The organism is Mesorhizobium sp. M0514, assembly GCF_040321145.1.
Lineage (GTDB): Bacteria > Pseudomonadota > Alphaproteobacteria > Rhizobiales > Rhizobiaceae > Mesorhizobium.
This window is the reverse complement of record NZ_JAMYQZ010000014.1, coordinates 64,611-89,973: the sequence shown is the minus strand read 5'-3', so window position 1 is coordinate 89,973 and position 25,363 is coordinate 64,611. Positions and strand designations below refer to the sequence as shown.

Here is a 25,363-nt window from a genome sequence, read left to right as displayed (position 1 = left end):
GGCATCGGCGGCGACTATCCGGCGATCGTGCCGCTGCTGCCGTCGGGCGCCGACGCCTCGGCGCCGCATCTCACCTGGGACGACCAGCCGATGAAGTCGGGCGAGGGCACCTTCTTCGAGATCGCCGGCTGCTACAGCCGCTACCATTGCCCGCTGTCGCGCACCGTCTTTCTCGGCAAGCCGACGCAGGAATTCCTAGATGCCGAGAAGGCGACGCTGGAAGGCATGGAGGCGGGGCTTGCGGCGGCAAAGCCCGGCAATGCCTGTGAGGACATCGCCAACGCCTTTTTCGCCGTGTTGAAGAAATACGGCATCGTCAAGGACAACCGCACAGGCTACTCGATCGGCCTGTCCTATCCGCCGGATTGGGGCGAGCGCACCATGAGCCTGCGCCCCGGCGACCGCACCGAACTCAAGCCCGGCATGACCTTCCATTTCATGACCGGCCTGTGGCTGGAGACGATGGGACTGGAAATCACCGAATCCATCCTGATCACCGAAACCGGTGTAGAGTGCCTCGCCAATGTACCGCGCAAACTGGTGGTGAAGAATTGAGCCCGATGCCTAGCCTCCGCCCATCTCCGATCGCGCCGACCGTCGATTTCGACAAGGACGGCGTGCAACATGGTTTCCTGCGCCTGCCCTACAGCCGCGACGACTCGGCCTGGGGTTCGGTGATGATCCCGATCTGCGTCATCCGCAACGGCAAGGGACAGGCCGCGCTGCTCACCGGCGGCAATCATGGCGACGAGTATGAGGGGCCGCTGGCGCTCTACGATCTCGCCCGCACGCTCGATCCCAAACAGGTCAGCGGCACGGTGATCATCGTGCCGGCGATGAACTATCCGGCCTTCCGCGCCGGCACGCGGACGTCGCCGATCGACAAGGGCAATATGAACCGCAGCTTTCCCGGCCGTCCCGACGGCACGGTGACCGAGAAGATCGCCGACTACTTTCAACGCGAACTGCTGCCGCGCGCCGACCTCGTCTTCGATTTCCACTCCGGCGGCAGGACGCTGGATTTCGTGCCCTTCTGTGCCGCCCACACGGTGCCCGACAAGGCGCTGGAGCAGAAAGCCTTCGACGCGGTCGCCGCGTTCTCGGCCCCGTTCTCGATGCGCATGATCGAGATTGACTCCGTCGGCATGTATGACACGGCGGCCGAGGAAATGGGCAAGGTCTTCGTCAGCACCGAGCTTGGCGGCGGCGGCACCTCGCGTGCCCAGACCGTGCGGATCGCGCGGCGCGGCATCAGCAATGTGCTGCGCCATGCCGGTATTGTTGATGGTGCGGTCGAGAAGGGCAGAACTCAGTGGCTCGACATGCCGTCAGGCGATTGTTTCTCCTTCGCCGAGGACGACGGCATGATCGAGACCATGGTCGATCTCGGCGAGCCTGTGAAAGAAGGCTCGGTGCTGGCGCGCATCCATTCCACCGGCCGCACCGGCATCGCTCCGCAGGAGATCAAGGCAAAAATGTCCGGCATTCTGGCGGCGCGGCATTTCCCCGGCCTGGTCAAAGCCGGTGACTGCGCCGCCGTCCTGGCCCTTGTGGTTTCATCGTGATTTCGCAGAGTACGCCGCGCGAATATCAGTCGGTCTGGATCCAGACCGACTTGGTCTCCAGATACTCGTGCAGATGCTCGATGCCGCCCTCGCGGCCATAACCCGACATCTTCGTGCCGCCGAACGGCACCGCCGGGTCGATGGCATGGTACATGTTGACCCAGACCGAGCCGGCCTTGACGCGGCGCGCAAGCTTGTGCGCGGTGCCCAGATGTGTCGTGAAGATGCCGGCGGCCAGGCCATAGGGCGTCGCATTGGCACGCGCCACCGCTTCGTCGAGCGAGTCGAAGGGCATCGCCGAAATGACCGGGCCGAAAATCTCCTCGCGCGCGATGGTCATCTGGTCCGACACGGCGCCGAAGACCGTCGGCGCAATGAAGTTGCCGCCATCGTAGAGCTCGCCGGTCAGCCGCGAGCCGCCGGCGACCAGTTCGGCGCCTTCGTCGCTGCCGGCCCTGATATAGCCCTCCACCTTGGCTGCCTGCTTGGCATTGATGAGCGGTCCGATTTCCGTCTCTGCCTCGATGCCATGGCCGATCCGCAGTCTGCCGGCGAAATCGGCGAGCCGGCGGACGAACTCGTCATGGATTTCGCGCGCCACGAACAGCCGCGAGCCGGCAATGCAGATCTGGCCCGAATGCACGAACACCGCCATCGCCGCGATCGGAACAGCCTTGTCGATGTCGGCGTCGCGGCAGACGATGATCGGCGACTTGCCGCCGAGCTCCAGTGAAACGCGTTTGAGGTTGGCCACGGCTGCCCGCGCGATGGCCTGGCCGGTCAGCGTCGATCCGGTGAAAACGATCTTGTTGACGTCTGGATGTTCGGCGAGCCGCGCACCGGCTTCGGCCCCGGTGCCGGTGACGACGTTGACGACGCCGTCGGGCACGCCGGCTTCCTGCATCAGTTGCGCGATCAGCAGCGGCGTCAGCGACGCATCCTCGGACGGTTTCAGCACGATGGTGCAGCCTGTCGCCAGCGCCGGCGCGATCTTCCAGATCGAGGCGGCGGTCGGCGCGTTCCAGGGAATGATCGCACCAACGACGCCCACCGGCTCGCGCCGGGTGAAGGTGACGATCTCGCCGGGAATCGAATTGTCGATCGCCTCGCCATGCAGCGCCGTCGCCATGCCGGCATAGAAGCGCAGCATGCCGATGACGCGGCGCCGGTTGGAGAGCGTGCGCGTGATCGGCAGTCCCATATCGAGCGTGTCGGAAACGCTGAGCTCTTCCCAATGCGTCTCGAACAGATCGGCGATCCTGAGCAGCACGCACTGCCGCTCGTAGGGCGAGAATTTGGACCATGGGCCTTCGAAGGCCGCGCGCGCGGCGGCCACCGCCGAGTCGATATCGGCAGCCCCGCCGCGCGGCACTGTCGCCAGCACCTCGCCTGTTGCCGGATTGAGTGCCTGCATGCCCTGGCCGGACTGCGCGGCGACCCACTTGCCGCCAATGAACATCGGTCGGAATTCGCCATGGTACAACGCCGTGGCCTTCGCCTTCGGGTCGAAGTTCAGCGTCATCTCTTCCTCCTCGCAATTCCTTGGCGACTATTACTCCCGCCGCCGACCTCAAACAAGGAAAGCTAAAGGGCGCTCAGATAACCAGGTTGTGCGGGTGACTTCCGATCGCGCCAGCAACAAGAAACAGACAGCCGCTAGAGCATGGTCCCGAAAAGTGGAAACCGGCTTTCGGAAAAGATTGTGCTTCGACAAATGGCATCTAGAAAAATCATCGCGAGTTGTCGGAGCGCGTCGCTAAAAGCTCAATGAGGCAAGCCGATCATTGCCCACGGCGACCGTGATGCCGGCATTGCAGACGAGAGCGCAACAGGCAGTCGCCAGCCGCCACCCAGCGCTCACCCGTGGCCGGATCGATCGTGGCCGTTCCAGCCGGCTTCACCGTGACAGAGGTTTCGCGCGCCGCTTCGCTGCAATCGCTGTTGGATGACTGCTCGCGGAAGCAAGATCGGTCGAGCGGCCTCGCGACGTGCAAACATTGGCAGGATTGATCCGCAACCGACGGTGCCTGGCATCGATCGAGCACGCCGGTCCGTCACTCCGGAAGGCCGGCCTTTCGGAAGCCATCGACGAAATGGTCGAGCGTGGCAGTGTCGCGGAACGGCTCCGTCTCGACCCAGTGACGGGTGGTGAAATGTGGGTTCGCGACGAGGAACAGGTCGACCTCGGCGCGCGCCTCGTCGATCCGGCCGAGTTGCGCAAGGCTTGCCGCAAGGAAACGGCGCGAGCTTGTCCGATACGTCTCGTCCCGGCGCGTCGTCTCGACGGCGGCTTCATAGTCGCGCGCCGCATATTGCGCCTGGCCGAGCGTCAGATAGTACCAGCTTGCCGGAAACGGGTTCAGCCGGAACGCCTTGCTGATATAGTCGAGGCCCTCCTCGACGCGCCCGGCCAGGACCGCGATGTCGGACAATGTCGCCCAGGCATCGGCCTCGTTCGGGTCGAGCTCGAACGCCTTGGCAAATCCCACATCCGCTTCGTCGAATCTGCGCTCATAGGCAAGCAGGTTGGCAAGCACCCAGTGGCAGCCGGCATCGTTGGGATCGATCGCCACAGCCTTGCGCGCCAGTTCCAGGGCAAGGCCGCGGGCAGGCTCAATGGGCTCTCCCCAATGCACCCATCCCATCCAGTGGTTCATGGCAAGCCAGCGATAGGCTTCGGCATAGTCCGGATCGAGCGCAAGCGCGCGCGTCAGCAACAGATGCGCTTCGCGCGCCGTCTCCGGCGAGACGTCGATCAGGTTGCGGGCCCGCACGCACAGATCGTAGGCCTCGAGATTTCGGGGCCGATTGCGCGGCAGCGGCGCGCGCAGCCGGCCAAGCAGCGCCTCGACGATCTTGGCCGTCACCTCGTCCTGAACGGCAAAGATATCTTCCAGGCCGCGATCGAAGCGGTCTGCCCATAAATGCTCGCCGCTCAGCGCGTCGACCAGCTGGGCGTTGATGCGCACGCGCCCGGCGGCGCGTCTGGCGCTGCCCTCCAAGAGATAGCGCACGCCAAGTTCCCTGGCGACCTCGCGCACATCCACCGCCTTGCCCTTGTAGGCAAAGGTCGAGTTGCGCGCGATGACGAACAGGCCGCCGATCCTCGACAGGTCGGTGATCAGGTCTTCGGTCAACCCGTCGGCGAAGGCTTCCTGCTCGGGGTCGTTGCTGAAATTGGCAAAGGGCAGCACGGCTATCGACGGTTTGGCAGGCAGCGGCAAAGCCTGTCGCTTCTCGTCGCCGAGCTGTTCGATGGCGCCGGTGAAGCGATAGCCGACGCGCGGAACGGTCGATATCCATTCTCCGCCGTTCGTGGCCGGACCCAGCAGCTTGCGCAATTGCGCAATCTGGACGGTGAGGTTGCCTTCCTCAACGGCGGTGCCTGGCCATGCCGCATCCATCAACTCGGCCTTGGCCACGATCTCGCCGGGCCGGGCGACGAGCGCCGCCAGCAGCTGCAGTCCGCGGTGGCCGGCGGCTACGGGAACTTGGTCCCGAAGGAGCGTTCCCGCACCCGGATCAAGCACGAACGGACCAAAGGCAAAGCGCGATCCCTGCATAACGCGCATCTATAGAGCAATTCCAGGAAAGGTGTGAAGGCGGTTTTCCCACGGGAAAGCGCGGCGGAGCGCTTCACGGACGTATGGCGTCAAAACAAAGAGTTGAGCACCTCGCCGTTTCCATGAAACGGCGAGGTGCTCTAGCCGGTTTGGAACTTTTGAGAACTATTTGGCCGGGCTTAATTACGGCGCCGTCCGCATGCGGCAGAGTTCAACCTCTTGCAAGCCGAGGGCTGTCGCTCCTCAAACCGAATGGAGGTTGCCATGAACGATACCCTTGCTTCTGCTCGTGCAGCCTTGCCGGAAAAGGCGGTGTCATCGGGCCGGCGTCCGACGGGCCCGCGGGGCATGATCGCGGCCTGGCGCGAGCGGATACGCTTTCGCTGGGACCTCAAGCAGATGGCGGAGGCCAATCCGCACCTGATCGACGATATCGGTCTGACCAGACGCCAGCTCGAGGCCGAAATCGTCAAACGCTTCTGGCAAGTGTGAGCTGATGTCGCGGATAAGACCCGCCCGCCTGTTTGGGCGTACCGCGGCGTTTTGCCGGCATTTGCACTTGCCGGAACGTGCCGATCCTGCTTCGAAGTCGGCATGAGCGCCGAAGACGCGACGTCACCGCCGGAGAACCACATCGCATGGGCCGCGATGGCCGGCATCATCGCGACCGTTACGGTGTTCGCCATAGCACAGGGGCTGACGTATCCGCTGCTCAGCTTCATCCTGGAACGGCAAGGGACGACACCGGGCCTTATCGGCCTCTCGGCCGCGATGACGCCTCTGGGTTTCATTATATCGTCGCTCTTCACGCCGGCGCTGGTCCGGCGGGTGGGCGCGGCGCGCTTTGCGGTTGTGTGTTCGATCCTGGCAGCAACCGTCCTGATCGCGATTGCCTGGACGCAGGATGTATGGGCCTGGATGCCGTTGCGCTTCCTGCTCGGCTTCTTTGCCAATCCGCTTTACGTGATCAGTGAAACCTGGCTGGTCTCGATCACACCCGCCGCACGCCGAGGCCGCATCATGGGCCTATACTCCTCCATCGTTTCCGCCGGCTTTGGCCTCGGCCCGCTGTCGCTAGGCTTGGTCGGCACGCAAGGATGGCCACCCTTCATCATCGGCAGCGCGGCCTTCCTTGTCTGCGGCCTGATCGTGCTTGCCGTCGCGCCGCGCCTGCCCGACATGCCGCGTGAGGGCGAAGCGGTGTCGGTCGGCGGCTTCTTCGCGCTGGCGCCGCTGCTCTTGTTCGCAGTCTTCACGGCTGCCGCCTTCGAGCAAGTCCTGCTTTCGCTGTTCGCGGTCTATGGTGCCGCGCTCGGCAGCACTGAGCAGCGCATCGCTTCGCTCATCACCTGTTTCATCGCCGGCAATGCCGTGCTGCAGGTCGTGCTTGGGCGCGCCGCCGAACGGTTTGGCTCGAAGCCGATGATGCTGTTCTGTGTCCTGGCTTGCCTGGCCGGTTGCCTGCTGTTGCCGTTGCTCTTCGCTACGTGGCTTATCTGGCCGCTCTTCTTCGTCTGGGGCGGGGTCTCGTTCGGGATCTACACGCTGTCGCTGATCCAGCTCGGCGAGCGTTTCACCGGTCAAGCCTTGATCGCCGGCAATGCCGCCTTCGCGTTCGTATGGGGGGTAGGCGGCATCGTCGGCTCACCCGTGGCCGGGCTGGCGATGCAACTGACCGGACATCAGGGACTGCCATCGTCGCTTGGCCTGCTGTGCTGCGTGCTGGTGGTGTTTCTGCTGGCGGAGTTACGGCGGGTTGACCGCGTTCAGGCGTAAGGCGTGCCTGCCATTGCGGCCTTCAGGCCGATGCTGCCCTTGTCGACAAGAGCGAGAAAGGCCGAACCCGCCTCGTCGCCGTCCTGGGTTCCTCGAAGCGTCCGATCCGCCTCGATGAACGCCACGGCCGCCAGGCGGGTGTCGGGGTCTGCAGCTTACGCCCGCCGCCTTCGGATCGTGCCACCATTAGGATATCCCAGCTCGTCGCGTTCGCTCTCGCTCGCGCCGAGGCCGGCCCAGTGTTTCCGGACCAGCAATGTCTTCAGCTGCCATGTCTTCAAACCTCGATGTCAGGCGAAAACGCGGCCGCCGTAGAACTCGGCGGCCGCCCATGGCGACGCTATATTCGCCCGAGAACAACCAGAATGATCACGATGATCAGCACCAGCCCGAGGCCACCGCCGCCATAGTAACCAGTGCCGTAGAAGGGGCCGCCGCCGAGGCCGCTGAAGCCGCCGAGCAACGCGATGATCAGGATGATAATAAGAATGGTACCCAGGCCCATATGCCGTCTCCTTCGCTGCCGCGCCGTTCACGGCGCGGCTCGAAGAACTAAACTCCCAGCAAGCCTTCCTGTTCCCCGGCGATTTTCATCCGACGGCTAAGGAACGAAAGCCATCATGACGGCGTTTGCTGAGGTTCAGGCGCAAGCTGCGCGTGCATCGCGCGCCAGGCGGCGCGTAGAATTCAGAATTTACGCGGGATTGCCCTTTAGGCGGCCGGCCGCTCCTCCACCTGAACGCGCGGCAGGCTTGACGCCGGGCTTACGCTGGAAGGCGAGCTGAAACGTGTCGTCATCTGAAGCCGAATTGGTCGACGACGAGTTTTGGCCCCGCACCATTTCCAGTCGAGCCGAACCGGCAGCAGCTCACGTCGCCTTGCCGGCCGGCGCGCCTATGTCTTCCTCGGCAATATCGTCGAACGATGCGTAGTTCATGTTGTAGAGTCTGGCATAGAGGCCCTTGGCCGCCATCAGCTGCTCGTGATTTCCGCTCTCGACGATCTCGCCGTTCTGTAAGACGATGATGCGGTTGGCGCCGCGTATGGTCGCCAGCCGGTGCGCGATGACCAGCCCGGTGCGGCCTTCCAGCAGCGTGACCAGTGCCTTCTGGATCAGCATCTCGGTGTAGGAATCGATGCTCGCCGTCGCCTCGTCCAGCACCAGGATTTTCGCATCCGCCACCAGTGCGCGTGCAAAGCTGATCAGCTGGCGCTGGCCGAGGGACAGATTGCCGCCGCGCTGTTCGAGCTCGGTGTCGTAGCCATCGGGCAAATGCTCGATGAAGTCGTGCGCGCCGACGGCCTGCGCGGCGCGCACAACCTCTTCGCGGGTAGCCGATGTCTTGTGGTAGCGGATGTTCTCCAGCACCGTGCCGGAAAACAGGAATGGCTCCTGCAACACCATCGCCACCTGGTCGCCGAGCGAATCCTGCGTCACGTCGCGCACGTCGTGGCCGCCGACCCGCACCTCGCCCGACCAGACATCATAGAAGCGGTGCACCAGCGCCATGCAGCTCGACTTGCCCGAACCGGTGGGGCCGACAAGCGCAACCGTCTCGCCCGGATTGACGCGGAAGGAGATGTTTTTCAGCACCGGCTGGTTCTGCCGGTAGCCGAAGGTGACGTTCCTGAACTCGACCGAACCGTCCATGTCGCGCGTCAGCGCCACCGCGCCTTGTTTGTCGCTAACGTCGACCGGCACGTCCAGCACTTCGGAGATGCGTTGGCCCGACGCCATGGCGCGCTGCATGACACTGTACTGCATGGTGAGCGAGCGGATCGGGTCGAAGAAGCGCTGGATGTAGAACAGGAACGCCACCATGACGCCGATGTCGAGGCTGTGCGACAGCACCATCGAACCGCCGACGACGATGACCGTCGCCATCGCAATGCCGGTCAGCGTGTCGACGATCGGCACCATCACCTGCGCATATTTGGCCGAGGTCAGGTGAGCCCTGAGATTGGCCAGCACCTTCTCGTCATAGAGGTCGAAATTGACGTGCTGGCGTTCGAGACTCTGCACCGTGCGCACGCCATGGATGCCTTCCGCCAGCGCCCCATTGGCAATCGAGTTGGTCTCGTGCGCGGCCATGAAAGCGACCTTGGCGCGCGGCAACCAGAACAGGCGCACGACGAACAGCACCGGCATGGTCGACAGCGTCAACAGGCCGAGACGAAAATCGAGCCACAAAAGCACGCTGACGATGCCGAACAGAAGCACGATGTCGCCCACCGACATCACCGACGTCTCAAGGAATTCCTGCATCGAATTGACGTCGCCCTGCAGACGCGACATCAGCCGGCCCACCTCGGTCTTGTCCATGAAGCTCAGCGAGACGCGCTGCAGATGGCTGAACATGGCGCGGCGCAAATCCGACAGCACATTCTCGGCCACCTTGCCGACGACACTTTCCTGGACATAGCTGGCGCCATAGTTGATCAGGATGATCAGAGCGAAGGCGCCGATCGCCCAGTTCATCACCGAGCGGTCGGCCTTGCCAGCGGCCATGCCGTGGTCGATGGCGTAACGGATGACCAGCGGGATCGCCAATTGCGTCAGCGTGAACACCAGCACGGCGGCAACCGAGATGAAGATCCGGCCCTGATACGGTTTCACGAAGCTCCAGATGCGGCGCACGATACGCGGATCGTAGACCTTGCCGAAGACCTCTTCCTCGTCGCGGTGCGAACCGACGACGGCCCTGGTGGGCCGCCGGCTGGTGTCTTCCTTCTGGTCGTCGTTCTGTGTCGACATCATGCGGCTCCCACCGCCACCGGAAAATCGTCGTCCGGCCGCAGCTGCAGGTCGTAAAGCGCGCGGTAGCGTCCACCCAGCGCCAACAATTCCTGGTGCGTGCCGCGCTCGGCGATGCGGCCATTCTCGACGAACAGGATCTGGTCGGCATGCATCAGCGAGCTCAGCCGGTGCGAGATGATCAGCGTCACGCGGTCCTTGGCGAAGCGCTTCATCGCGGTGCGGATTCGCTGCTCGGTGCCGGCGTCGACAGCCGCGGTGGAATCGTCGAAGACCAGCACCGAAGGCCGCAGCATCAGGGTGCGGGCGATGGTCAGGCGCTGCCGCTGGCCGCCGGAAAGCGATGACCCGCGCTCGCCCACGACCGTGGTGTAGCCGGCCGGAAGCCCGATGATGTAATTGTGCAGCTGGGCGTATTCAGCCGCCTGCCCGATGCGGGTCTCGCGCGCCCACGGATTGCCATAGGCGATGTTGTTTTCGATCGAGGTGGTGAACAGGAAGGCGTCCTGCTGCACGACGCCGACCGCCTTGCGCAGCGATTGCAGCGTGACCTCGCGGATATCTTGCCCGTCAATCGTGATCGCGCCCGACGTCACGTCGTAGAAGCGCGGGATCAGATGCGCGATGGTCGACTTGCCGCTGCCCGGCGGGCCGACAATGCCGACGGTCTCGCCGGACCTGGCCTCGAAGGAAATGCCCGACAGCGCCGGCCGGCCGCCGGCGCCCGCGTAGCGGAAGCCGACATTGTCGAAGCGCAGCACGCCTTCGCTGACCACGAGATCCTTGGCATCAGGCGCATCCTGAATGTCGAGTTCGGCGTCGAGCAGCTCGAACAGCCTTGTGCCGCAGGTCGAGGCGCGGGCGAACGAGTTGACCATCAGCCCGAGCTGGCGCACCGGCATCTGCAGGATGGTCATGAAGGTGAGGAATTGGGCCAGCGTGCCGACGCTGATCTGGCCCGCGATCACCTTCTGGCCACCGAACCACAGCACCAGGCCCATGGCAGCCAGGAAGGAAAAATTCATGGCGCTGGTGTTGGAGACGCGGATGTCGACGCGCTGGTCGGCAAGCTCCAGCGCCGACTTCTTGGCGCGGTCGAATTTTTCCAGCTCATGCCGCTGCGCCGCAAAGGCGCGCACGACGCGGATTCCGCCGAGGTTCTCGTCCATCACCCGGCTCAGCACTGACAGCCGCTCCTGCAGCGTCAGCCAGGTGCTGCGCAGCCTGAGCTGTGTGACCGAGGAGCGCCAGGCGACGAACGGCACGAAACTCAGACTGAGCAGCCCGAGCTCGAGATCGGTGCTGATCAGGAGATAGGAGCCGACGCCGATCAGCACGCCGAGCAGCACCACGCGCAATATGCCGGTGGAAAAGAACATGCGCACGCCGTCGAGGTCGAGCAGGCCAAGCGTAATCAGGTCGCCGGTATGCACCCGGTCATGGAAGGAAAAGCTCAGCCGCTGGATCTTTTCGTAGAAAGCCAGGCGCAGCTCATAGCCGGTGCGGTGGCCAACGGCCTCGCCATAATAATTCTGCGCCATGGTGAAGAGGCCGCGCAGGATGCTGACGACGAGCAAGGTGATCGCCGTCGTCCACAGCGCCTGCTCAGCCGCCGCGCCGCCGCCTCCAGCCATCACGCCTTGCGCCTGGTCGATGGCGTGGCCCAGCAGGCGCGGGATGAACAGCTGCAGCGTCGCGGCGATAAAGGTCGAGGCGATGGTGATCGCAACCTGCCAGGGATGGCGCAGCGTCATGCGCACGATGCGCAGCAGCGTGCTGAGGCCCTTGCCCCAAGACGCCTCCGCCACATGGGCAAACGATTTGCCGCGCTTCGCCGCGCCGCTGGTTGCGTCCATTGCCAAGGAAATATCCAATCCGGTCCGGACATTAGCCCAGACGAATGAAGAAGACTCAGTTTCAGATGCCGCGATGGTACGCCTCCATTTTGACCGTTCAAGGGCCAATGGCGGTATCGCACTGTGCCTGAAATGAAAGTGAATACTCGGCATCGGCCCAGCTGGATTTGCCTGTGGGGTAGTCATGCCTTCACCAGGCTGATCGCACGTTTGGCTGCTCCATGCTCTACTCGCGACTCTCAGGTGGTTGATAGCAGTCCTTCAATTTTCCTCGATCTCTTCGCTATTTCTTCTTCGTATACTTTCCCCGCATGACGATGTGTGTCAGTATTTATTGTCGCTGGGGGGCGATAACGTGTCACGCATTTTCATCAGCCATTCGAGCCGCAACAATGCCGAGGCGCGTGCCATACGCGACTGGCTGATTTCCAATGGCTGGGACGGCTATTTTCTCGATCTGGACCCGGAGCGCGGCATTGTCGCCGGCCAGCGCTGGCAGCGCGCACTGCACGAGGCGGCCAATCGCTGCCAGGCGGTGCTGTTCCTGGTCAGCGCGGCATGGTTGGAGTCTGAATGGTGCGAGAAGGAGTTGATGCTCGCCCACAAGCTCGACAAGCCGATGTTCGGCGTCATTATCGATGACAAGGTGTCGATCGCCTCGCTGCCGCCCAAGCTGAAGGATTTTTAGCAGGCAATGAGAATTGGTATAAAATTGCCTCCGACCGATCTCGGTCGGTAGTAATCCGGCGTGCCAACGGAGGTGTTCGGGAGGTTGGAACGGGTTTTATAATGAAAGGCTCTGATGTCATTGAGGGCTATGGTTCGGGGATTGTTATTGTAACGTGCGCTCACGTTGTTAAGGGAGTTGAATTAGTTGACGCATACTTTCCGAGCGTAGATGAAAGTAATGATGTAGAAATCGGAAGTATAGTTTTTCAGTCTCGGGCAAGTGAGCTAGATATATCTATTTTCCCTATAGAGCATGGTTTGCTGTTTGGGCCGTAGCCATAGATGATGTAACGCCAGACAGAGAAGCTTCAGTTTCATTCGCGCCGGCAATGGACACTGATGGAAATTCGTCAAAAACGTCTCTGGCCATGGTCGGATATTGTCGGTGTTGAGCCTTCCATCGGATTCCAGCTTTCCATTATGCAGCCGCTTAAAAGACTGCGATAGAAAGAAAATTGGAAGTCGACTTTCATCCACTATAGGTAGCCGACTTTGGTACACCTATGCTTCGGGCCCTGGCGCAAGTGGATCTCCCGTATGTAGCGACTACCCACCAGAATGGAGGCAAGGATATGGTCCATGACATACCCCTCAACTTAACCCGGGACGATTTCTCCGGAAGCCGTGTTGCCGCGAACCAGCTGCGAGCAAGCGCAGTGCCGGCAGGAGACGTACTGCGCTGCTTCAGATCGAGGGATATCTCGCAGCCCCTATGATTTCATTGCGGCTTACGGGCCGGCGGCGGACCGAATGACACAGGCAAGAGAGCCGTAGGGACGGGGAACAAGACAATGGACGACTACAAGGAACTCATCGAACAGGCAATTTCGGCCAATCGCAGGTATGATCTGAGGGAACTGCGAGAACTCTGCGAGCGGCTGGGGATGGCCCTGCCGGAGCCTTCGGACAGCGCGGGGGCGCTTGGCGCGGCGCTGATGAAAGAACTTCGGCGCAACCGCAGGTACGACCAGATACAGATGCTGGGTGAGACGTTCATCAAGGCCGGTTACTGCACGCCGCGTATCTGGACCATCTATGCGCAAGCCCTGGTCGACCGCGGCAATCAGGTGGCCGCAATCGGCATTCTGGGAAATCTTGCTTTGGAGGCCTCGGCCGAGGAGTTCGCCAAGGAAGCGTCGGAGATTCACGGCATACGCGGGAGGGCATGGAAGGACATTGCCTATGAGGCGATAGGACAAAAGCGCCTCAATGTAGCAAAGAGAGCATTAAAGAGCTCCTACGAGTGCTACTCGAAAGGATTGGAAACCAATCCCGACGATGTCGGAATGCTGGCATGGCACGGGACGCAGATCGTTGCCGTGGCACATCTCGCTGAAAGCCACGAGCTGCCCCATGATTTCGGCTCGAAGACCGAGCTTGCCAAAGATATTCTGAAACGCATGGCAGCTGACTATCGCGGCGACGGCAAGGATGACCCGTGGATCCCCACAGCGGCAGGCGAGATGTGCGTAGCGCTTCAGGACTATGCAGGGGCGCGTGATTGGTATCAAAAGGCGATCGGGTCCGAGCGCACCGACAATTTTACCCTTGCCAGCGCGCATCGGCAGCTTTCGCAAATATGGCGCATTGGCGAGATCGAGGAAGGCGCCATAATCGGAGGCCTCGTTCTGGACGCTCTCGTGGAGATGGGGGGAGGCTTCCATTTGACGAAAGGCAATGCCGACCAGCTTCAGGCCCTGATCGGCACAACGCCCCCGGTCTCACTCGTGGCGCTACGATTTGCGATGAAGTCGGCTGAATCGATCGCGATGATTCGTTCCGGCTTTGCCCCCCTTGGCACGGGCTTCCTCCTCTCCGCGGCCGACATTGGGCTCGACCCCGCAATCGGGCAGGTCGTGATAACCAACGCTCACGTGGTCAGCGATCCATCGCAGAGCGGGGCCGCATTGCCGGGAGATGTTCAGGTCACGTTCCAGCTTCAGCCCGGCAACAAGGTTTACACGGTGGCGAAGATTGTGAAGTGTCTTTCCGTAGGAACTCACGATTGCAGCGTGTTGAAGCTCAACAAAGACGTATCCGACATCGATCCTTTGGAAGTGGTGGATTTGCCGTTGGTGATGCCGCCCGATCCAACCGCGGTGGTTATTGGCCATCCGTTGGGGCAGGAAATTTCTTTTTCGTTCCTCGACGGCCGGCTTGTGGCGTTCGAGCCTCTGGCGGAAGCAAAGCCGCAGCGCATGCACTATCGATCGCCGACCGACAATGGCAGCTCAGGCAGCCCGGTGTTCAATCGCAATTGGAAAGTCGTGGGCATCCATCACAAATATGTCGAGAACGCCTCGCCGCTGGACGGCAAGGCGGGGGTTTATTCTGCCAATGAAGGCATCTCCATGGGATCGATCTGCCGGGCTTTCAAAGCTGGCCTGGGATAAGCGATCCGGTTGTCATGCCGTTGCGCGAATCCTGCCTCGGTTTGTGTAGAACAAAGCGGCTCCATTGTGAGGAGACAATCCGGGCTTCACTCGGCACGTTACTTCACGAAATCGGGACGGACGTTGGCTGTCGTGGCGCTCGGTGGCGGTTCGACGCTGTGCTGAGCCTCAGTTGCGGCCAATATGATCGGCTGCGGGACCGAGCGCCGTGAGCAGCGCCTTGCCGCTTTCCAGCGTCGCATTCTCATGCGGCGCGCGCAGGTTGAGCCAGCGTTTGTCGCCGGAGCGCACCGCCAGCACGGCCTTCATTGCCGGGATCAGGCCGGCATCCTGGATCACCTTGCGGAACGCCCTGATCGCGGCGTCCGCTTCCGTGACGTCTTGGCCAGCGATCGTCGCGTCGTAGAGGGCGCGGATGGCCCCAGCGTTGAGATTGACGGTCGCGGAGATACAGCCCGCAGCACCACTGGCGAGCCCCTTGGTCAGTTGCGCCTCCGAGCTGGGGAACACCGCGACGTCGGGTGCGGCGGCAATCACCGCCGCCGTGTTGTTCCAGTCGCCGGCGCTATCCTTGTAGGCGACGACCGTCTCTGGAAACGCCGCGCTCAACCGGGCGGTCAGGGCAGGGCTTACCGGCACGCCGGAGTTCTGCGGGATGTGGTAGAGGATCATCTTCAGCGCCGGGTTGGCCACCCTTTCGATCAGCTCGCTGTAGTAGCGCGCCTGGCCATCGTCCCCGGCGGCCGTGTAGAAGAACGATGGCAGCACCATCACGGCGGCGCAGCCGAGGCCGACCGCGTGCTTCGACAGTTCGACGGTTTCGGGCAGTGCGGTGACGCCGGTGCCGGGCATCATGCGCCCCGGCGAAATGCCTGATGCAACCAGCCATTCCAGCGCCTGCATGCGCTCGTCGAGCGAGAGCGACAGTGCCTCGCCCGTGGTGCCGAACGGCGACAGCAAATGGGCGCCCTGGCCCAGCACCCATTTAGCATGTGAGATCCACAGGTCACGGGCAATGCGGCCATCGTTCTCGAACGGCGTCAGGATCGGGGCGATGGTTCCTTGCGGGCGGGGCATGTCGGTCCTTCCATCGGTGCTGGAAATCAGCTTGGCATAGAGCATACGTGCGATGCGATCTGCCAGAGGCGATCTCTTGGGCCACCGCGCCGGCCGTGGGAAAACTTGCGGGTCATTGCCGCGAAATTCTGGCCCCTTGGTCTGCCGCAACCAGATGACGCCGGCGTCAATGGGTTGCAAATGGACCGGGGTTGCAAATGGACCAGGGTTGCAAATGGACCGGCCAAGCCCGAAATATCGGACTGAGACCAGATCCGGAAACGGCATGCACCCACGATTGCTCAAGACCTTCCTCGCCGTGGCGCGGCACCGCAACATCACCCGCGCAGCGCGGGAGGTTCATCTGGCGCAGTCGAGCGTCAGCGACCAGATCCAGTCGCTGGAAAGCGAACTTGGTATCGTCCTCTTCATCCGCTCGCGCCACGGCCTCGATCTGACGACGGCCGGCGGCGCGCTGAAACCCTATGCGGAAGAGATTCTGCAACTGGCGGAGGAGGCGCGTATTGCCGTCGAGGCAACGACGGGAATGACCGCCGGAACGGTTACGGTCGGCGCGCTGGAGACGATTGCCACTGTCAAACTTCCGCAATGGCTGGCGGCCTTTCGAGGCGACCACCCGGAGATCGGTCTGCGGCTCAAAATCGCCGGCAGCGATGCCCTGCTGCGGCAGCTCGAAGAAGGCGAGATCGACGTCGCCTTCTGTTTCGACAAAGGCGGTCTGGACGAACGTCTGGCCCGGCGCACGATATCGGCCGAGCCGCTGGTCCTTGTCGCCTCACCCGAACATGCGCCCGCATCGGGGCAGAGCGACCTGGCCGCGCTCGCCGTGATGCGTTTCGTGGTGACGGAAACCGGATGCGTCTACCGGCATCTGTTCGACACTGCCTTTGCCGAGATGGCAGCGCCAGAACTTGCCGCCGAAGTCGGCAGCATCGGCGCCATTGCGGGCCTGGTGGCGACTGGTGTCGGCATGGGCCTGGTGCCGCGGCTGGCCGTTGCCGACGCGCTCGATCGCGGCGAGATCGTCGAATTGCCGTGGCCGGGGTCGGCCCGCACGGCGTCGCTGGTCCTGATCTGGCGCCGCCGGCGGGTTCAGCCGCCGGCGCTGAAACTGCTGCTGGCGGCCGCGGCCAGGAATTTCGCTGCGCTCAGATCAGCCGGTGACCGCCCTCGACATGCAGAACCGTCCCTGTCGTAAAACCGTTGCCCATCAGAAAGGCGATGGCATCGGCAATGTCGTCCGGCTGTCCGACGCGGCCGACCGGCAGGCGCCTGGCCATTGCATCGAGCGTCTCGTCCTTCTTGTCGCCGGCCACAAAACTCCAGATCGGCGTGTCGACCCAGCCCGGCGAGACGGCGTTGACACGGACCGGCGCCAGCTCGACCGCCAGCGCCCGCACCAACCCTTCCAGCGCAGCGTTGACAGCGGCAACGACCGAGCCGCGCGCCGCCGGCCGGTAGGCGGCAATGCCTGAGGTGAAGGTGATGGAGCCGTTGGCCGAAAGCTGCGGCGCGCCATGCTTGGCGAGCAGCAGCGGCCCGTAGAATTTGCTTTCGACGACCCGCTGCGCCGCCTTCAGGTCGAGTGAAGGCAATAGCTCATAGGCGCCTTCGATGTCGGCGGCGGTGCTGACGATATGGTCGAGCCGGCCAATTCGCTTGAACAGGTCAGCGACCTGATCCTCCCTGGCGATATCGGCCGCGACGGCGCTCAAAGCGGAAGGGTTCTGCAGCGCCTCGCCGGCACGCTTGAGCCTGGCTTCACTGCGGCTGACGATGATGACTTCGGCGCCTGAGTCCAGGCACCGCCTTGCCACCGCCAGCCCCATTCCGGAGCTGCCGCCAATGATAGCGATTTTCGATTTTGCGATGTCTGCCATGTTTCCGTTCCTGTCCTGAACCGCTCCGGCGAGAGTCGCAGACCGGCGGCAGGAGTGGAAACGGAAGAAAGCGATAGTGCCATCGGAGGCTCCGATGGCACAATCGTCGATAGGAACCGACGCGGGCCGCTCCGTCGAGTGCCCGCCTGTCAATGAAGTGCGCTCAGTAGCCGACCGTAAAGCGCTGCTTGATATGCGCCGGCTTTTCGATCTCGTCGGCCATGACGATGGCATAGTCCTCGAAGGAAATGCTGCTGCCTTTGTCTGACGTCAGCAGCGTGTCCTTGCCGATGCGGTATTTGCCGGTCCGCTCGCCGGCGACGAACAGCGCCGAAGGCGACAGCAAGGTCCAGTCGAGATCGTCGACCGTCCGCAGCGTGTCGAGGAAGTCGGCGCCCTTCTGCGCCTCGGCCTTATAGATATCAGGGAAGGTCGGCGTGTCGACCAGGCGCTTGCCGGGCGCAACCTCAAGGCTGCCGGCGCCGCCGACGACGAGGTAGCGTTTGACGCCGGAAGCACGCACGGATGCGATGAGCGTATCGGGATCGCTGTCGAGGAAATGCACCGAGGAGATCACCGCGTCATGACCCTTGATCAGGGCGGCAAGGCCATCCTTGTCGAAGACGTCGCCCTTCTTGGCAGTCACGCCCGGAAGTGCCGCGATCTTGTCTGGATGCCGGGCAATGGCGGTGACGCTGTGACCGCGATCGGAGAGTTCCTTAAGCAGGCGCGAGCCGACCTGGCCGGACGCGCCGATAAGTGCGATTTTCATGGGGATTTTCCTTTCGTCTGGGGAGAATTTCGTCTGGGGAGAATTTCTGGGACTACGCCGCCTCGATGTGAGCGACGAGATTGTCGTAGCTGCCGAACAGCGCGTTGGCGCCGATCAGGCGCGGCGCCGTTTGGCCGATCACCGCCAGCGCGGGAACGCCATTGGCATGCAGCCGCTGGAACAATGTCCGCCCGCGGCTGACCAGGTCGTCATGCTTCGCCAGAAACGCCTGCGTCGGCGCTTTCAAAAGCTTTGCCGCGTCGCTCATGCCGGCGTCGGCCAGTACCGCGGCGACGCCGTCAACCGTCACAATATCGCGGCCGTCGACATAGCGGGCATGCTGGATCGCCTTCAGTGCCGCAAGTCGCTGGCGCCAGTCGTCTAGTCCGGCGGCGCTGATGCCCATGGTGGCAGCGGAAGAATCGAGCAAGGTGCCGCTGACATTGAGCACATTGTCGAGATAGGCCTGGCTGAAGCGCTGTCCGCTCAGCCGCGCGATGCGCTGGTCATTGTCCCAGGCGTGGGCGGCAAAATCTGCATCCAGCGGCCGCGCGCCGGCACCGGAGAAAAGCCCCACCGGCAGCAGTTGGAGCGCGGTCCCGCCGGCGGCCAGTCGATCCAGCATCGGCGTGGCGCCATAGCACCAGCCGCAGAGCGGGTCGAAAAGATAGGTTAGGGTTGCGTTGGTCATGGCGGCCTCGTTCTGTTCCCCGATAGATGACAGCTGGACCGGTTGCGAAAAATAGCGATCAATCATACAATCTGTCTGATCAAATCATACAATGAGCCGCCTGTGACCGAACTCCTCAATCTCAATCGGCTCGTCTACTTCGCCACCGTGGTGGAGACCGGCTCGTTCACGGCCGCTGCCGACCGTCTCGATGTTGCCAAGGCTGTGGTCAGCCATCAGGTCGGCAAGCTCGAAGAAGAGCTTGGCGCTACGCTGTTGCGGCGCACGACCCGGCGCGTGACGGCGACCGAAGAGGGTCGTCTGTTCTATGACCGGACCGCGATCATCCTGCGCGAGGCGGAGGCAGCCTATGGCGACATTTCGCAGCGAGCGGCGCAGCCGACGGGGACGCTGCGGCTGACGGCGCCGCTCGATTATGGCGAGAAGGTGGTGGCGCCGACCATCGCCGCCTACATCAGAAAATACCCGAAAATGCGGGTCGAGACGATCTTCGACGATGCGGTCAGCAACCTGGTCGACGAGCAGATCGATCTTGGCATCCGCGTCGGCTGGCTTGCCGATTCCAGCAATCTGGCGCGGCGGCTGGGCAGCCTGCAGCAATTCGTCGTCGCCAGCCCGGAACTGGCCGCCAGGCTGCCTGGGGAAACCAGCCCCAGGCAGGCGAAGTCGCTGCCCTGGGTCGGCAACGCCCAGTTGCGCGGGGTGGGCCAATGGCTGTTCTCGAGGGGCACGGAAACGGTGCTGGCCGAACTCAACCCTGTCGTCAGTTGCGACAAGACACCGGGCGTTCTGTCCTGCGTGCTGGCCGGCATCGGCCTCGGCATCTTTCCGGATTACAGTGTCGCCGACGACATTGCGCGCGGCCGGCTGGTGCGGGTGTTCGCGGACTGGACCTTGCCGTCCGGTGGCATCCATGCCGTCTTCCCGCCGGCGCGCTTCAGGCCGGCCAAGGTGCGTGCTTTCGTCGACCTCCTGGTTGCAGCCGAACGGCGGCGCGCGCGCAATGCGGGCTGATTTCGGCACCAGCCGGCAATGGCGGCGAGGGAACCTTTGTTCGGCAGGCGCTTTTGGATATGCTGCGATTCCGAACCGTCAGAAGGGGTACTGCCGATGACCACCAAGATCTTTGCGACCTGCATGCTCGCTCTCGCTGTCGGCTGCAGCCTGTCCACAGCGGGTGTCGCCAAGGACAAGCATCGCCATCGTCAGCCAGAACCCGAACGCTACGTCCCCGCCCATCGCGACCTCATCTACGCCCTGTTCGGCGGCCCGCGCTACTATGACAAAATGCTGATCACCACGGCGGCCGGCCCGTGCTCTTACGACCGGGTCGGGCCGGACGCGAATGCGCTGAACAAGGTCAACGATCACCATTGCGGAAAGTAGATTGGTCCCAAAGGCGGGGTCCTGCGTCCCAGGGTTACCGGATGACGGCCGCCGCGAACACGATAGAGACAGTCGATGACCGCTGGTGAGTAATGGTCTCCGTCCGAAAGGAAGGCCGCTCGCAGAGCCTATTACGCAGCGCTGAAGGTGGCGCTCGACAAGACGCTGGCTGAACTCAAGAGCAGGGCCCACGTTGCGGCAACGCCTTCCGAAATGTGGGACGTCGAAGACTTTCTGCGGCAGCAGCGACGGAAGATCGACCAGATGTTCGACTATCGCTATTCACAGCTAATACAGGTCTTCGTCAATCTCATCCGGCAAGGCTATCTCGAGGAGAATCTCCTTGTTGGCTTGTCGGAAGACAAGCGGCAAACGATCCGAAAATACGCCAGCTGGAATCGCGAAGGGTAGGGGTCCTCTTCGGGGACCTGGCGCTGCGCGCCGCGCAGTTTGAGCTCAACCGTGGCTTGCCTCCCTGGCATCGGCGGTCGCGCCTCTGTCCTTGTCGTCCTGCGCCATCGCCAGCGGCGCACCCGGTTCGCCTTCCCACAGGATCAGGCTGGCGGCGCCGATCAGCCCGGCGCGGTCGCCGAGTTCAGCCTGCACGACCGGCACGTCGCGATAGGCCGGCATCGCCCGCTGCTGGATGACCGCTCTGATCGACGGTACCAGAAGGTCGAACCCGTTGGAAAGGCCGCCACCCACGACAATCAGATCGGGCGAATAGAGATGCAAGAGATTGGTGAAGCCGATGCCCAGCCATTGTGCTTCCGCCTCGATCAGGTCAAGAGCGTTGGCGTCGCCGGCCTTGGCAGCCTCTACGACATGCCTAGCCGAGACGTCGCCGTCATTTGACAGCCGTCGTAAGAGCGAGCCGTCGCCGGGCGCGGTCAATCGCGTCGCGCGGCGGCCAAGCGCGGTTCCCGATGCGACAGCCTCGAAGCAGCCGACGGCGCCGCAGAAGCAGCGGTCGCCTTCGCCGGTGATGGTCATGTGGCCGATCTCAGCCGCCAGTCCGCGCCTGCCGTGATAGATGTGGCCATCGGCGACAACGCCGCCGCCAATGCCGGTCGATACGGTCACGAACACCAGCGATCCGCTGCCGCGTCCGGCGCCAAAACGCCATTCGCCGAGCGCCGCCGCATTGGCGTCGTTTTCCAGCCGCACCGGCAGGCCGAAATGCTGCCCCAGAATGTCGATCAGCGGCACGTCGTGCCAGCCGGCCAGCGTCGGCGGCGCGATCACGATGCCCGCCTTGGGGTCGAGCGGTCCCGGCGCGCCGACGCCGATGCCGGCGACGTTTGCCTGCGGGTGTTCCCTAAGCAGCGTGCCTGCCAGAGCGACGATCTGGCCGATCACCGCCTCCGATCCCGCACCGGCAAGCGTCGGCGCTGAAGCATGAGCGACGATGCGGCCATCGCTTTCGACCAGCGCACCGCGCAGCGCCGTGCCGCCGAGATCGAAGGCCAGCGCAAGCTTGGTCATCAGGCGGCGACCTCCAGCCCGTGCAGCCAGGCCATGCGCCGGGCAAGGTCGGAATCGCCGAAGGCCAGCGAGCCCAGCACCACGGTCTCCGCACCTGCGGCGCGCAGTAAGGGCACGGTCTCGTGGCGGATGCCGCCATCGGCGGCGAGCACGATGTCGGCCTCGCGGCCGGCTTTGCGCATCAGCGCGCGGGCCTCGATCAGGCGCGGACACGCCTGCTCCGACAGGCTCTGGCCCTTGACGCCGATGGAAGTGCCGAGCAGCGTCATAAACGCCACTTCCGGCAGGAAGGGCGTGACGGCCGCGACCGGTGTTTCCAGCCGCAGCACCACGCCGGCCTCGGCCCCGAGTTCACGCGCCACTTTCACGGCGCGCAGACCGGTCTCGCCGTTTTCGGCGTGCACACTGATCAGGTCGGCGCCGGCCTCGATGAACTGGCGCGTCTGTTCCTCGACGATCTCGGCTTCGACCATCAAATGGACATGGATAGGCTTTGCGGTGAGCTTGGCGATGCGCGCCACCAGGTCCGGGAAGAACAGAAAGCCAGGGGTGAATCGGGCGTCGGCGACGTCGATATGATGAACATCGACATGGGTCTCGATGCGCTTCAAATCGCGCTCCATATTGGCGAGGTCGGCCGACCACAGCGAAAACTCGCCGATAAGCCGGTTGCGCGGCAGAGCGGCAATTGCGGCGGGGCCGGACAGGGGCTTGTTCGTCGTCATCGTCTCAGGCTCCGTAGCCGCGCATTGTCTGGCGGTTGGTTTTGACGGCGCCGGCAGGGTCGGCGGCAGCCGTTTCGGATTCTTCCTCCAGCACCAGCCAGCCGTTGAAATTGGGTGCAGCACCAGCGATCTCGATCACCTTCGCCGTGTCACAGACGCCCTTGCCGAGCATCGCCCAGGTTCCATACGCGTCGACATCCTTCAGATGCAAATAGCGGATGCGGTCGCGATAAGTGGTGAGCGTATCCGCCATGTCCTGGCCACCGCGCAAGATGTGGCCGGTGTCGGGCACCCAGCCCACCAGCGAGGCGTCGAGCAGCCCGAAGATGCGGTCGTAGTCGGCGCGGTCGAACAGCAGCGTATTGTGATGCGAGCTTGGATGCACCGCGACCTGGACGCCGGCCTCGCGCCCGAGCTCGCCGGCTTTGTTGTAGACCTCGGCGGCGATGGCAAACTTGCCGTCGCGCGGCCCGTCGGAAACGATCGTGGACGAGCCCATCGACACCAGCGCGCCGGGAAAGGCGGCGGCGAAGTCGATCCAGCGTTTGGCGGTCTCGAGGTCGGCGCCGATCTCATCCCTGAGCGTGAAACCGCTCTTCGAGCCGAAGGCGAAGGAGACGAGCGTCAGTCCGGATGATTTCAGCGCGGCCGCGAACTCCGCCGGCTTTTCGGCATAGCGGCCGATCATCGTGTCGGTAATCTCGATGCCGGCATAGCCGCCATTGGCGATCGCCTTGAGCAGATCGTCCGGGCCGCCGGCAAAACGGTCGCCCAGCATTTCCCAGGTAAAGGTCTGGCAGCCGACTTTCAGGTCTTTCACGGTCATCCTTTCATTCCTTGATTCCACCTCCGTTGGAGGGACATCCTACTTGACCGACCCTGCGGTCATGCCGGCGAGGAAGAACCTCTGGGCGACCAGGTAGATGACCAGGAGCGGCAGCGAGCCGAGCACGCTCATCGCCATCATCTGGTTCCATTCGAAGGCGTGTTGCCCCATCAACAACTGGATGCCGATCGGGACGGTGCGCATGGATGTCGACTTCGTCAGTGTCAGCGCAAAGAGAAATTCGTTCCAGCACAACAGGAAGGTGTAGACCGACGTCGCCACGATACCAGGCAGTGAAATCGGGACGATCACCCGCCACAGTGCGGTCCAACTGGTGCCGCCGTCGACAGCCACCGCTTCATCGAGGTCGCGGGGCAAGGTGTTCAGATATCCCGTCATCAGCAGGATCGCATAGGGCAGCGTAAACACCAGATAGGTCAGGATCAGCGCGACATAGGTGTCGAAGATGCCATACGAGACGACAAGCCCGAAGAAGGGGATCAAAAGCGTGATCGGCGGGATCGTCTGCGTGCTGATGATGAGCGTGTTGAGGCTGCCCTTGCCGCGGAAATTGAAACGGCTGAACCCATAGGCCGCCAGCAAGGCGATCAGCACCGTCAGCACGGTCACTGCTCCGGCCACGAAGTAGCTGTTGAAGAAGAAGCGCAGCTTTACCGGGTCGCCAAGGATGGCCGCATACGCTTCCAGCGTGAAGGCCTTCGGCAGGATGGTTGGCGGCAGGGCAAAGATTTCGGTGTTCGACTTGAACGAGCTGCTCAGCATCCAGTAGATCGGGAAGGCCGCGAAAAAGAGCCCTGCGGCAAGCGCGACATGGAGCGCGGCGGTGATCAGCCTGTCTTTCGGCGTGTGCCTTTTCCTCATGTGACTACCGAGCCTTTTGATAACGGATGTAGAACAGCGTCAGGCCGAGAGAGATCAGCAGGATGACCACGGCGCTCGCCGAGGCCTGCGACAGGTTGTAGCTCGAAAACGCCAGCTTGTACGTGTAGGTGCTGAGGACCTCGGTCGAGTAGATCGGACCGCCACCCGTCGTTATCCAGATCAATGGAAAGACCTGCATGGTCCAGATGAAGTCGAGCAGCGAGATGCTGATGATGATCGGCATCAGCTGCGGGATGGTGATGAAGATCAGCTTCTGGTAGGCCTTCGCGCCGTCGATATCGGCGGCCTCGTAGAAATCCTTGGGAATGCCCTGCAAGCCTGCGAGCAGGCTGACCATGAAAAGCGGGTAGCCCGCCCAGATGTTGGCGAAGGTGACGGCGTGCAGCGCGGTCGCGGGCGAGGAAAACCACTCGACCTTGGAACCGATGATGCCCATCTGCATGAGAACACTGTTCACGACACCATTCGGCTCGAGCAGAAGGCGCCAGATCACCGCGATAATCACCGCGGTGAACAGCCAGGGCAGTATGTACAGCACGCGCAGAATGTTGCGCAGAGTCGGATTGATGCGGTCGCTGTTCAGCATGAGTGCGAAGAGCATGCCGATGGTCATATGGAAGACGACGCTCATGCAGGTGAAGTAGAGTGTGTGCCACAGCGAGGCCCAGAACACCGGATCGGCAAAGATCGCCTGGTAGTGTTTCAATCCGGCAAAGGACGGGTCGCGACGCAGCACCGCGCTGTTCTGGAACGAATAGCCAATCACCGTCACCATTGGCAGCAGCATCAAAAGGCCGATTATGAGGAGCGAGGGTGATAGATAGAGATAGGGTGCGACCGCTCGTTTCAGTCGATGGTGGGAGCGCTTCTGCCCGGTCATGTGCGACCCCTGGGATGTGCCTTCAAGAGGAAGGTGCGCTTCAAAAACAGGTCCATCTCAAATTGCCGATCCGTTGTTGACGGGTGGCCTGGCCGAGGCCG

General features: G+C 62.9%; 24 protein-coding genes and 1 pseudogene. 10 read left to right on the top strand and 15 right to left on the bottom strand.

From position 1 onward, the window contains the following. Both NKI61_RS08875 and doeB read left to right on the top strand, forming a co-directional pair. The coding region (locus NKI61_RS08875) for a M24 family metallopeptidase (protein ID WP_352839200.1) at positions 1 to 555 on the top strand (555 nt) is incomplete at its 5' end. A 5-nt stretch (positions 556 to 560) separates the two neighbouring features. Then, positions 561 to 1,565 (top strand): N(2)-acetyl-L-2,4-diaminobutanoate deacetylase DoeB, encoded by a 1,005-nt coding sequence (doeB, locus tag NKI61_RS08870; protein ID WP_023704767.1) that lies wholly within the window; start codon positions 561 to 563, stop codon positions 1,563 to 1,565. Positions 1,566 to 1,590: 25 nt separating this feature from the next. Here doeB and NKI61_RS08865 read toward each other — a convergent pair whose 3' ends face one another. Together NKI61_RS08865 and NKI61_RS08860 are read right to left on the bottom strand one after the other, a co-directional pair. Next, on the bottom strand, positions 1,591 to 3,087 hold the full coding sequence (locus tag NKI61_RS08865; protein ID WP_023704768.1) for an aldehyde dehydrogenase family protein: 1,497 nt from the start codon (positions 3,085 to 3,087) through the stop codon (positions 1,591 to 1,593). A gap of 532 nt (positions 3,088 to 3,619) precedes the next feature. Further along, entirely contained in the window at positions 3,620 to 5,137 is a 1,518-nt protein-coding gene (locus NKI61_RS08860) for a winged helix-turn-helix domain-containing tetratricopeptide repeat protein (RefSeq protein ID WP_023704770.1), read from the bottom strand. A gap of 255 nt (positions 5,138 to 5,392) precedes the next feature. Here NKI61_RS08860 and NKI61_RS08855 point away from each other — a divergent pair, with 255 nt between their 5' ends. Together NKI61_RS08855 and NKI61_RS08850 are read left to right on the top strand one after the other, a co-directional pair. Further along, the gene (locus tag NKI61_RS08855) at positions 5,393 to 5,620 is read left to right on the top strand and encodes a DUF1127 domain-containing protein (RefSeq protein ID WP_023735668.1); all 228 of its coding nucleotides are present in this window, start codon (positions 5,393 to 5,395) and stop codon (positions 5,618 to 5,620) included. 102 nt (positions 5,621 to 5,722) lie between these two features. After that, on the top strand, positions 5,723 to 6,904 hold the full coding sequence (locus NKI61_RS08850) for an MFS transporter (RefSeq protein ID WP_023804414.1): 1,182 nt from the start codon (positions 5,723 to 5,725) through the stop codon (positions 6,902 to 6,904). Here the strand turns inward: NKI61_RS08850 and NKI61_RS08845 are convergent. The 4 genes from NKI61_RS08845 to NKI61_RS08830 form a co-directional block, all read right to left on the bottom strand. After that, on the bottom strand, positions 6,895 to 7,029 hold the full coding sequence (locus NKI61_RS08845; RefSeq protein WP_023804413.1) for a hypothetical protein: 135 nt from the start codon (positions 7,027 to 7,029) through the stop codon (positions 6,895 to 6,897). The two genes, NKI61_RS08850 and NKI61_RS08845, sit on opposite strands and share 10 nt — an antisense overlap. Before the next feature lie 215 nt (positions 7,030 to 7,244). Beyond that, positions 7,245 to 7,409 carry a DUF3309 family protein gene (locus NKI61_RS08840; protein WP_023667887.1) on the bottom strand — a complete coding sequence of 55 codons (165 nt, stop codon included), beginning with the start codon at positions 7,407 to 7,409 and terminating at the stop codon, positions 7,245 to 7,247. A gap of 363 nt (positions 7,410 to 7,772) precedes the next feature. Further along, on the bottom strand, positions 7,773 to 9,659 hold the full coding sequence (locus NKI61_RS08835; RefSeq protein ID WP_352839199.1) for an ABC transporter ATP-binding protein: 1,887 nt from the start codon (positions 9,657 to 9,659) through the stop codon (positions 7,773 to 7,775). After that, complete coding sequence (locus tag NKI61_RS08830) at positions 9,659 to 11,515, bottom strand: ABC transporter ATP-binding protein (RefSeq protein ID WP_502899879.1); 1,857 nt, start codon at positions 11,513 to 11,515, stop codon at positions 9,659 to 9,661. The genes NKI61_RS08835 and NKI61_RS08830 overlap by 1 nt, the downstream gene beginning before the upstream one ends. Before the next feature lie 355 nt (positions 11,516 to 11,870). Here NKI61_RS08830 and NKI61_RS08825 point away from each other — a divergent pair, with 355 nt between their 5' ends. Together NKI61_RS08825 and NKI61_RS08820 are read left to right on the top strand one after the other, a co-directional pair. Then, entirely contained in the window at positions 11,871 to 12,203 is a 333-nt protein-coding gene (locus NKI61_RS08825) for a toll/interleukin-1 receptor domain-containing protein (RefSeq protein ID WP_023740592.1), read from the top strand. A gap of 832 nt (positions 12,204 to 13,035) precedes the next feature. Next, positions 13,036 to 14,637, top strand: coding sequence for a S1 family peptidase (locus tag NKI61_RS08820; protein WP_023740593.1), 1,602 nt, complete (start codon positions 13,036 to 13,038; stop codon positions 14,635 to 14,637). A 168-nt stretch (positions 14,638 to 14,805) separates the two neighbouring features. Here the strand turns inward: NKI61_RS08820 and NKI61_RS08815 are convergent, their stop codons facing one another. After that, complete coding sequence (locus NKI61_RS08815; protein ID WP_352839197.1) at positions 14,806 to 15,714, bottom strand: dihydrodipicolinate synthase family protein; 909 nt, start codon at positions 15,712 to 15,714, stop codon at positions 14,806 to 14,808. Positions 15,715 to 15,979: 265 nt separating this feature from the next. On the opposite strand from NKI61_RS08815, the gene NKI61_RS08810 reads away from it, so the two are divergent. Next, complete coding sequence (locus NKI61_RS08810) at positions 15,980 to 16,912, top strand: LysR family transcriptional regulator (RefSeq protein WP_352839196.1); 933 nt, start codon at positions 15,980 to 15,982, stop codon at positions 16,910 to 16,912. Here NKI61_RS08810 and NKI61_RS08805 read toward each other — a convergent pair. The 3 genes from NKI61_RS08805 to NKI61_RS08795 form a co-directional block, all read right to left on the bottom strand. Then, positions 16,863 to 17,594, bottom strand: a complete 732-nt coding sequence (locus tag NKI61_RS08805) for an SDR family oxidoreductase (RefSeq protein ID WP_023740595.1) — start codon at positions 17,592 to 17,594, stop codon at positions 16,863 to 16,865. The two genes, NKI61_RS08810 and NKI61_RS08805, sit on opposite strands and share 50 nt — an antisense overlap. Before the next feature lie 163 nt (positions 17,595 to 17,757). After that, the gene (locus tag NKI61_RS08800) at positions 17,758 to 18,366 is read right to left on the bottom strand and encodes an NAD(P)-dependent oxidoreductase (protein ID WP_352839195.1); all 609 of its coding nucleotides are present in this window, start codon (positions 18,364 to 18,366) and stop codon (positions 17,758 to 17,760) included. Positions 18,367 to 18,418: 52 nt separating this feature from the next. After that, positions 18,419 to 19,057 (bottom strand): DsbA family protein, encoded by a 639-nt coding sequence (locus NKI61_RS08795; protein ID WP_352839194.1) that lies wholly within the window; start codon positions 19,055 to 19,057, stop codon positions 18,419 to 18,421. A gap of 102 nt (positions 19,058 to 19,159) precedes the next feature. On the opposite strand from NKI61_RS08795, the gene NKI61_RS08790 reads away from it, so the two are divergent. The 3 genes and pseudogenes from NKI61_RS08790 to frp all read left to right on the top strand — a co-directional run. Further along, positions 19,160 to 20,071, top strand: a complete 912-nt coding sequence (locus tag NKI61_RS08790; RefSeq protein WP_352839193.1) for a LysR substrate-binding domain-containing protein — start codon at positions 19,160 to 19,162, stop codon at positions 20,069 to 20,071. A 96-nt stretch (positions 20,072 to 20,167) separates the two neighbouring features. Then, positions 20,168 to 20,443 carry a hypothetical protein gene (locus NKI61_RS08785; RefSeq protein ID WP_023732219.1) on the top strand — a complete coding sequence of 92 codons (276 nt, stop codon included), beginning with the start codon at positions 20,168 to 20,170 and terminating at the stop codon, positions 20,441 to 20,443. A gap of 105 nt (positions 20,444 to 20,548) precedes the next feature. After that, a pseudogene (frp, locus tag NKI61_RS08780) lies at positions 20,549 to 20,854 on the top strand (fluorescence recovery protein); the annotation flags it as partial. A gap of 45 nt (positions 20,855 to 20,899) precedes the next feature. On the opposite strand, the gene NKI61_RS08775 reads toward frp, so the two are convergent. Genes NKI61_RS08775 through NKI61_RS08755 form a run of 5 tightly spaced genes read right to left on the bottom strand, consistent with a single transcriptional unit; the run spans position 20,900 to position 25,262 of the window. Continuing rightward, positions 20,900 to 21,928 (bottom strand): ROK family protein, encoded by a 1,029-nt coding sequence (locus tag NKI61_RS08775; RefSeq protein ID WP_352839192.1) that lies wholly within the window; start codon positions 21,926 to 21,928, stop codon positions 20,900 to 20,902. Beyond that, entirely contained in the window at positions 21,928 to 22,653 is a 726-nt protein-coding gene (locus NKI61_RS08770) for a ribulose-phosphate 3-epimerase (protein ID WP_352839191.1), read from the bottom strand. The genes NKI61_RS08775 and NKI61_RS08770 overlap by 1 nt, the downstream gene beginning before the upstream one ends. A 4-nt stretch (positions 22,654 to 22,657) precedes the next feature. Then, positions 22,658 to 23,479: a sugar phosphate isomerase/epimerase family protein gene (locus NKI61_RS08765; RefSeq protein ID WP_352839190.1), complete on the bottom strand. Its 822-nt coding sequence runs from the start codon at positions 23,477 to 23,479 to the stop codon at positions 22,658 to 22,660. A 39-nt stretch (positions 23,480 to 23,518) separates the two neighbouring features. After that, the gene (locus NKI61_RS08760; RefSeq protein WP_023682646.1) at positions 23,519 to 24,361 is read right to left on the bottom strand and encodes a carbohydrate ABC transporter permease; all 843 of its coding nucleotides are present in this window, start codon (positions 24,359 to 24,361) and stop codon (positions 23,519 to 23,521) included. Between the two features lie 4 nt (positions 24,362 to 24,365). Continuing rightward, positions 24,366 to 25,262, bottom strand: a complete 897-nt coding sequence (locus tag NKI61_RS08755) for a carbohydrate ABC transporter permease (RefSeq protein WP_023682645.1) — start codon at positions 25,260 to 25,262, stop codon at positions 24,366 to 24,368. Positions 25,263 to 25,363 lie beyond the last annotated feature (101 nt).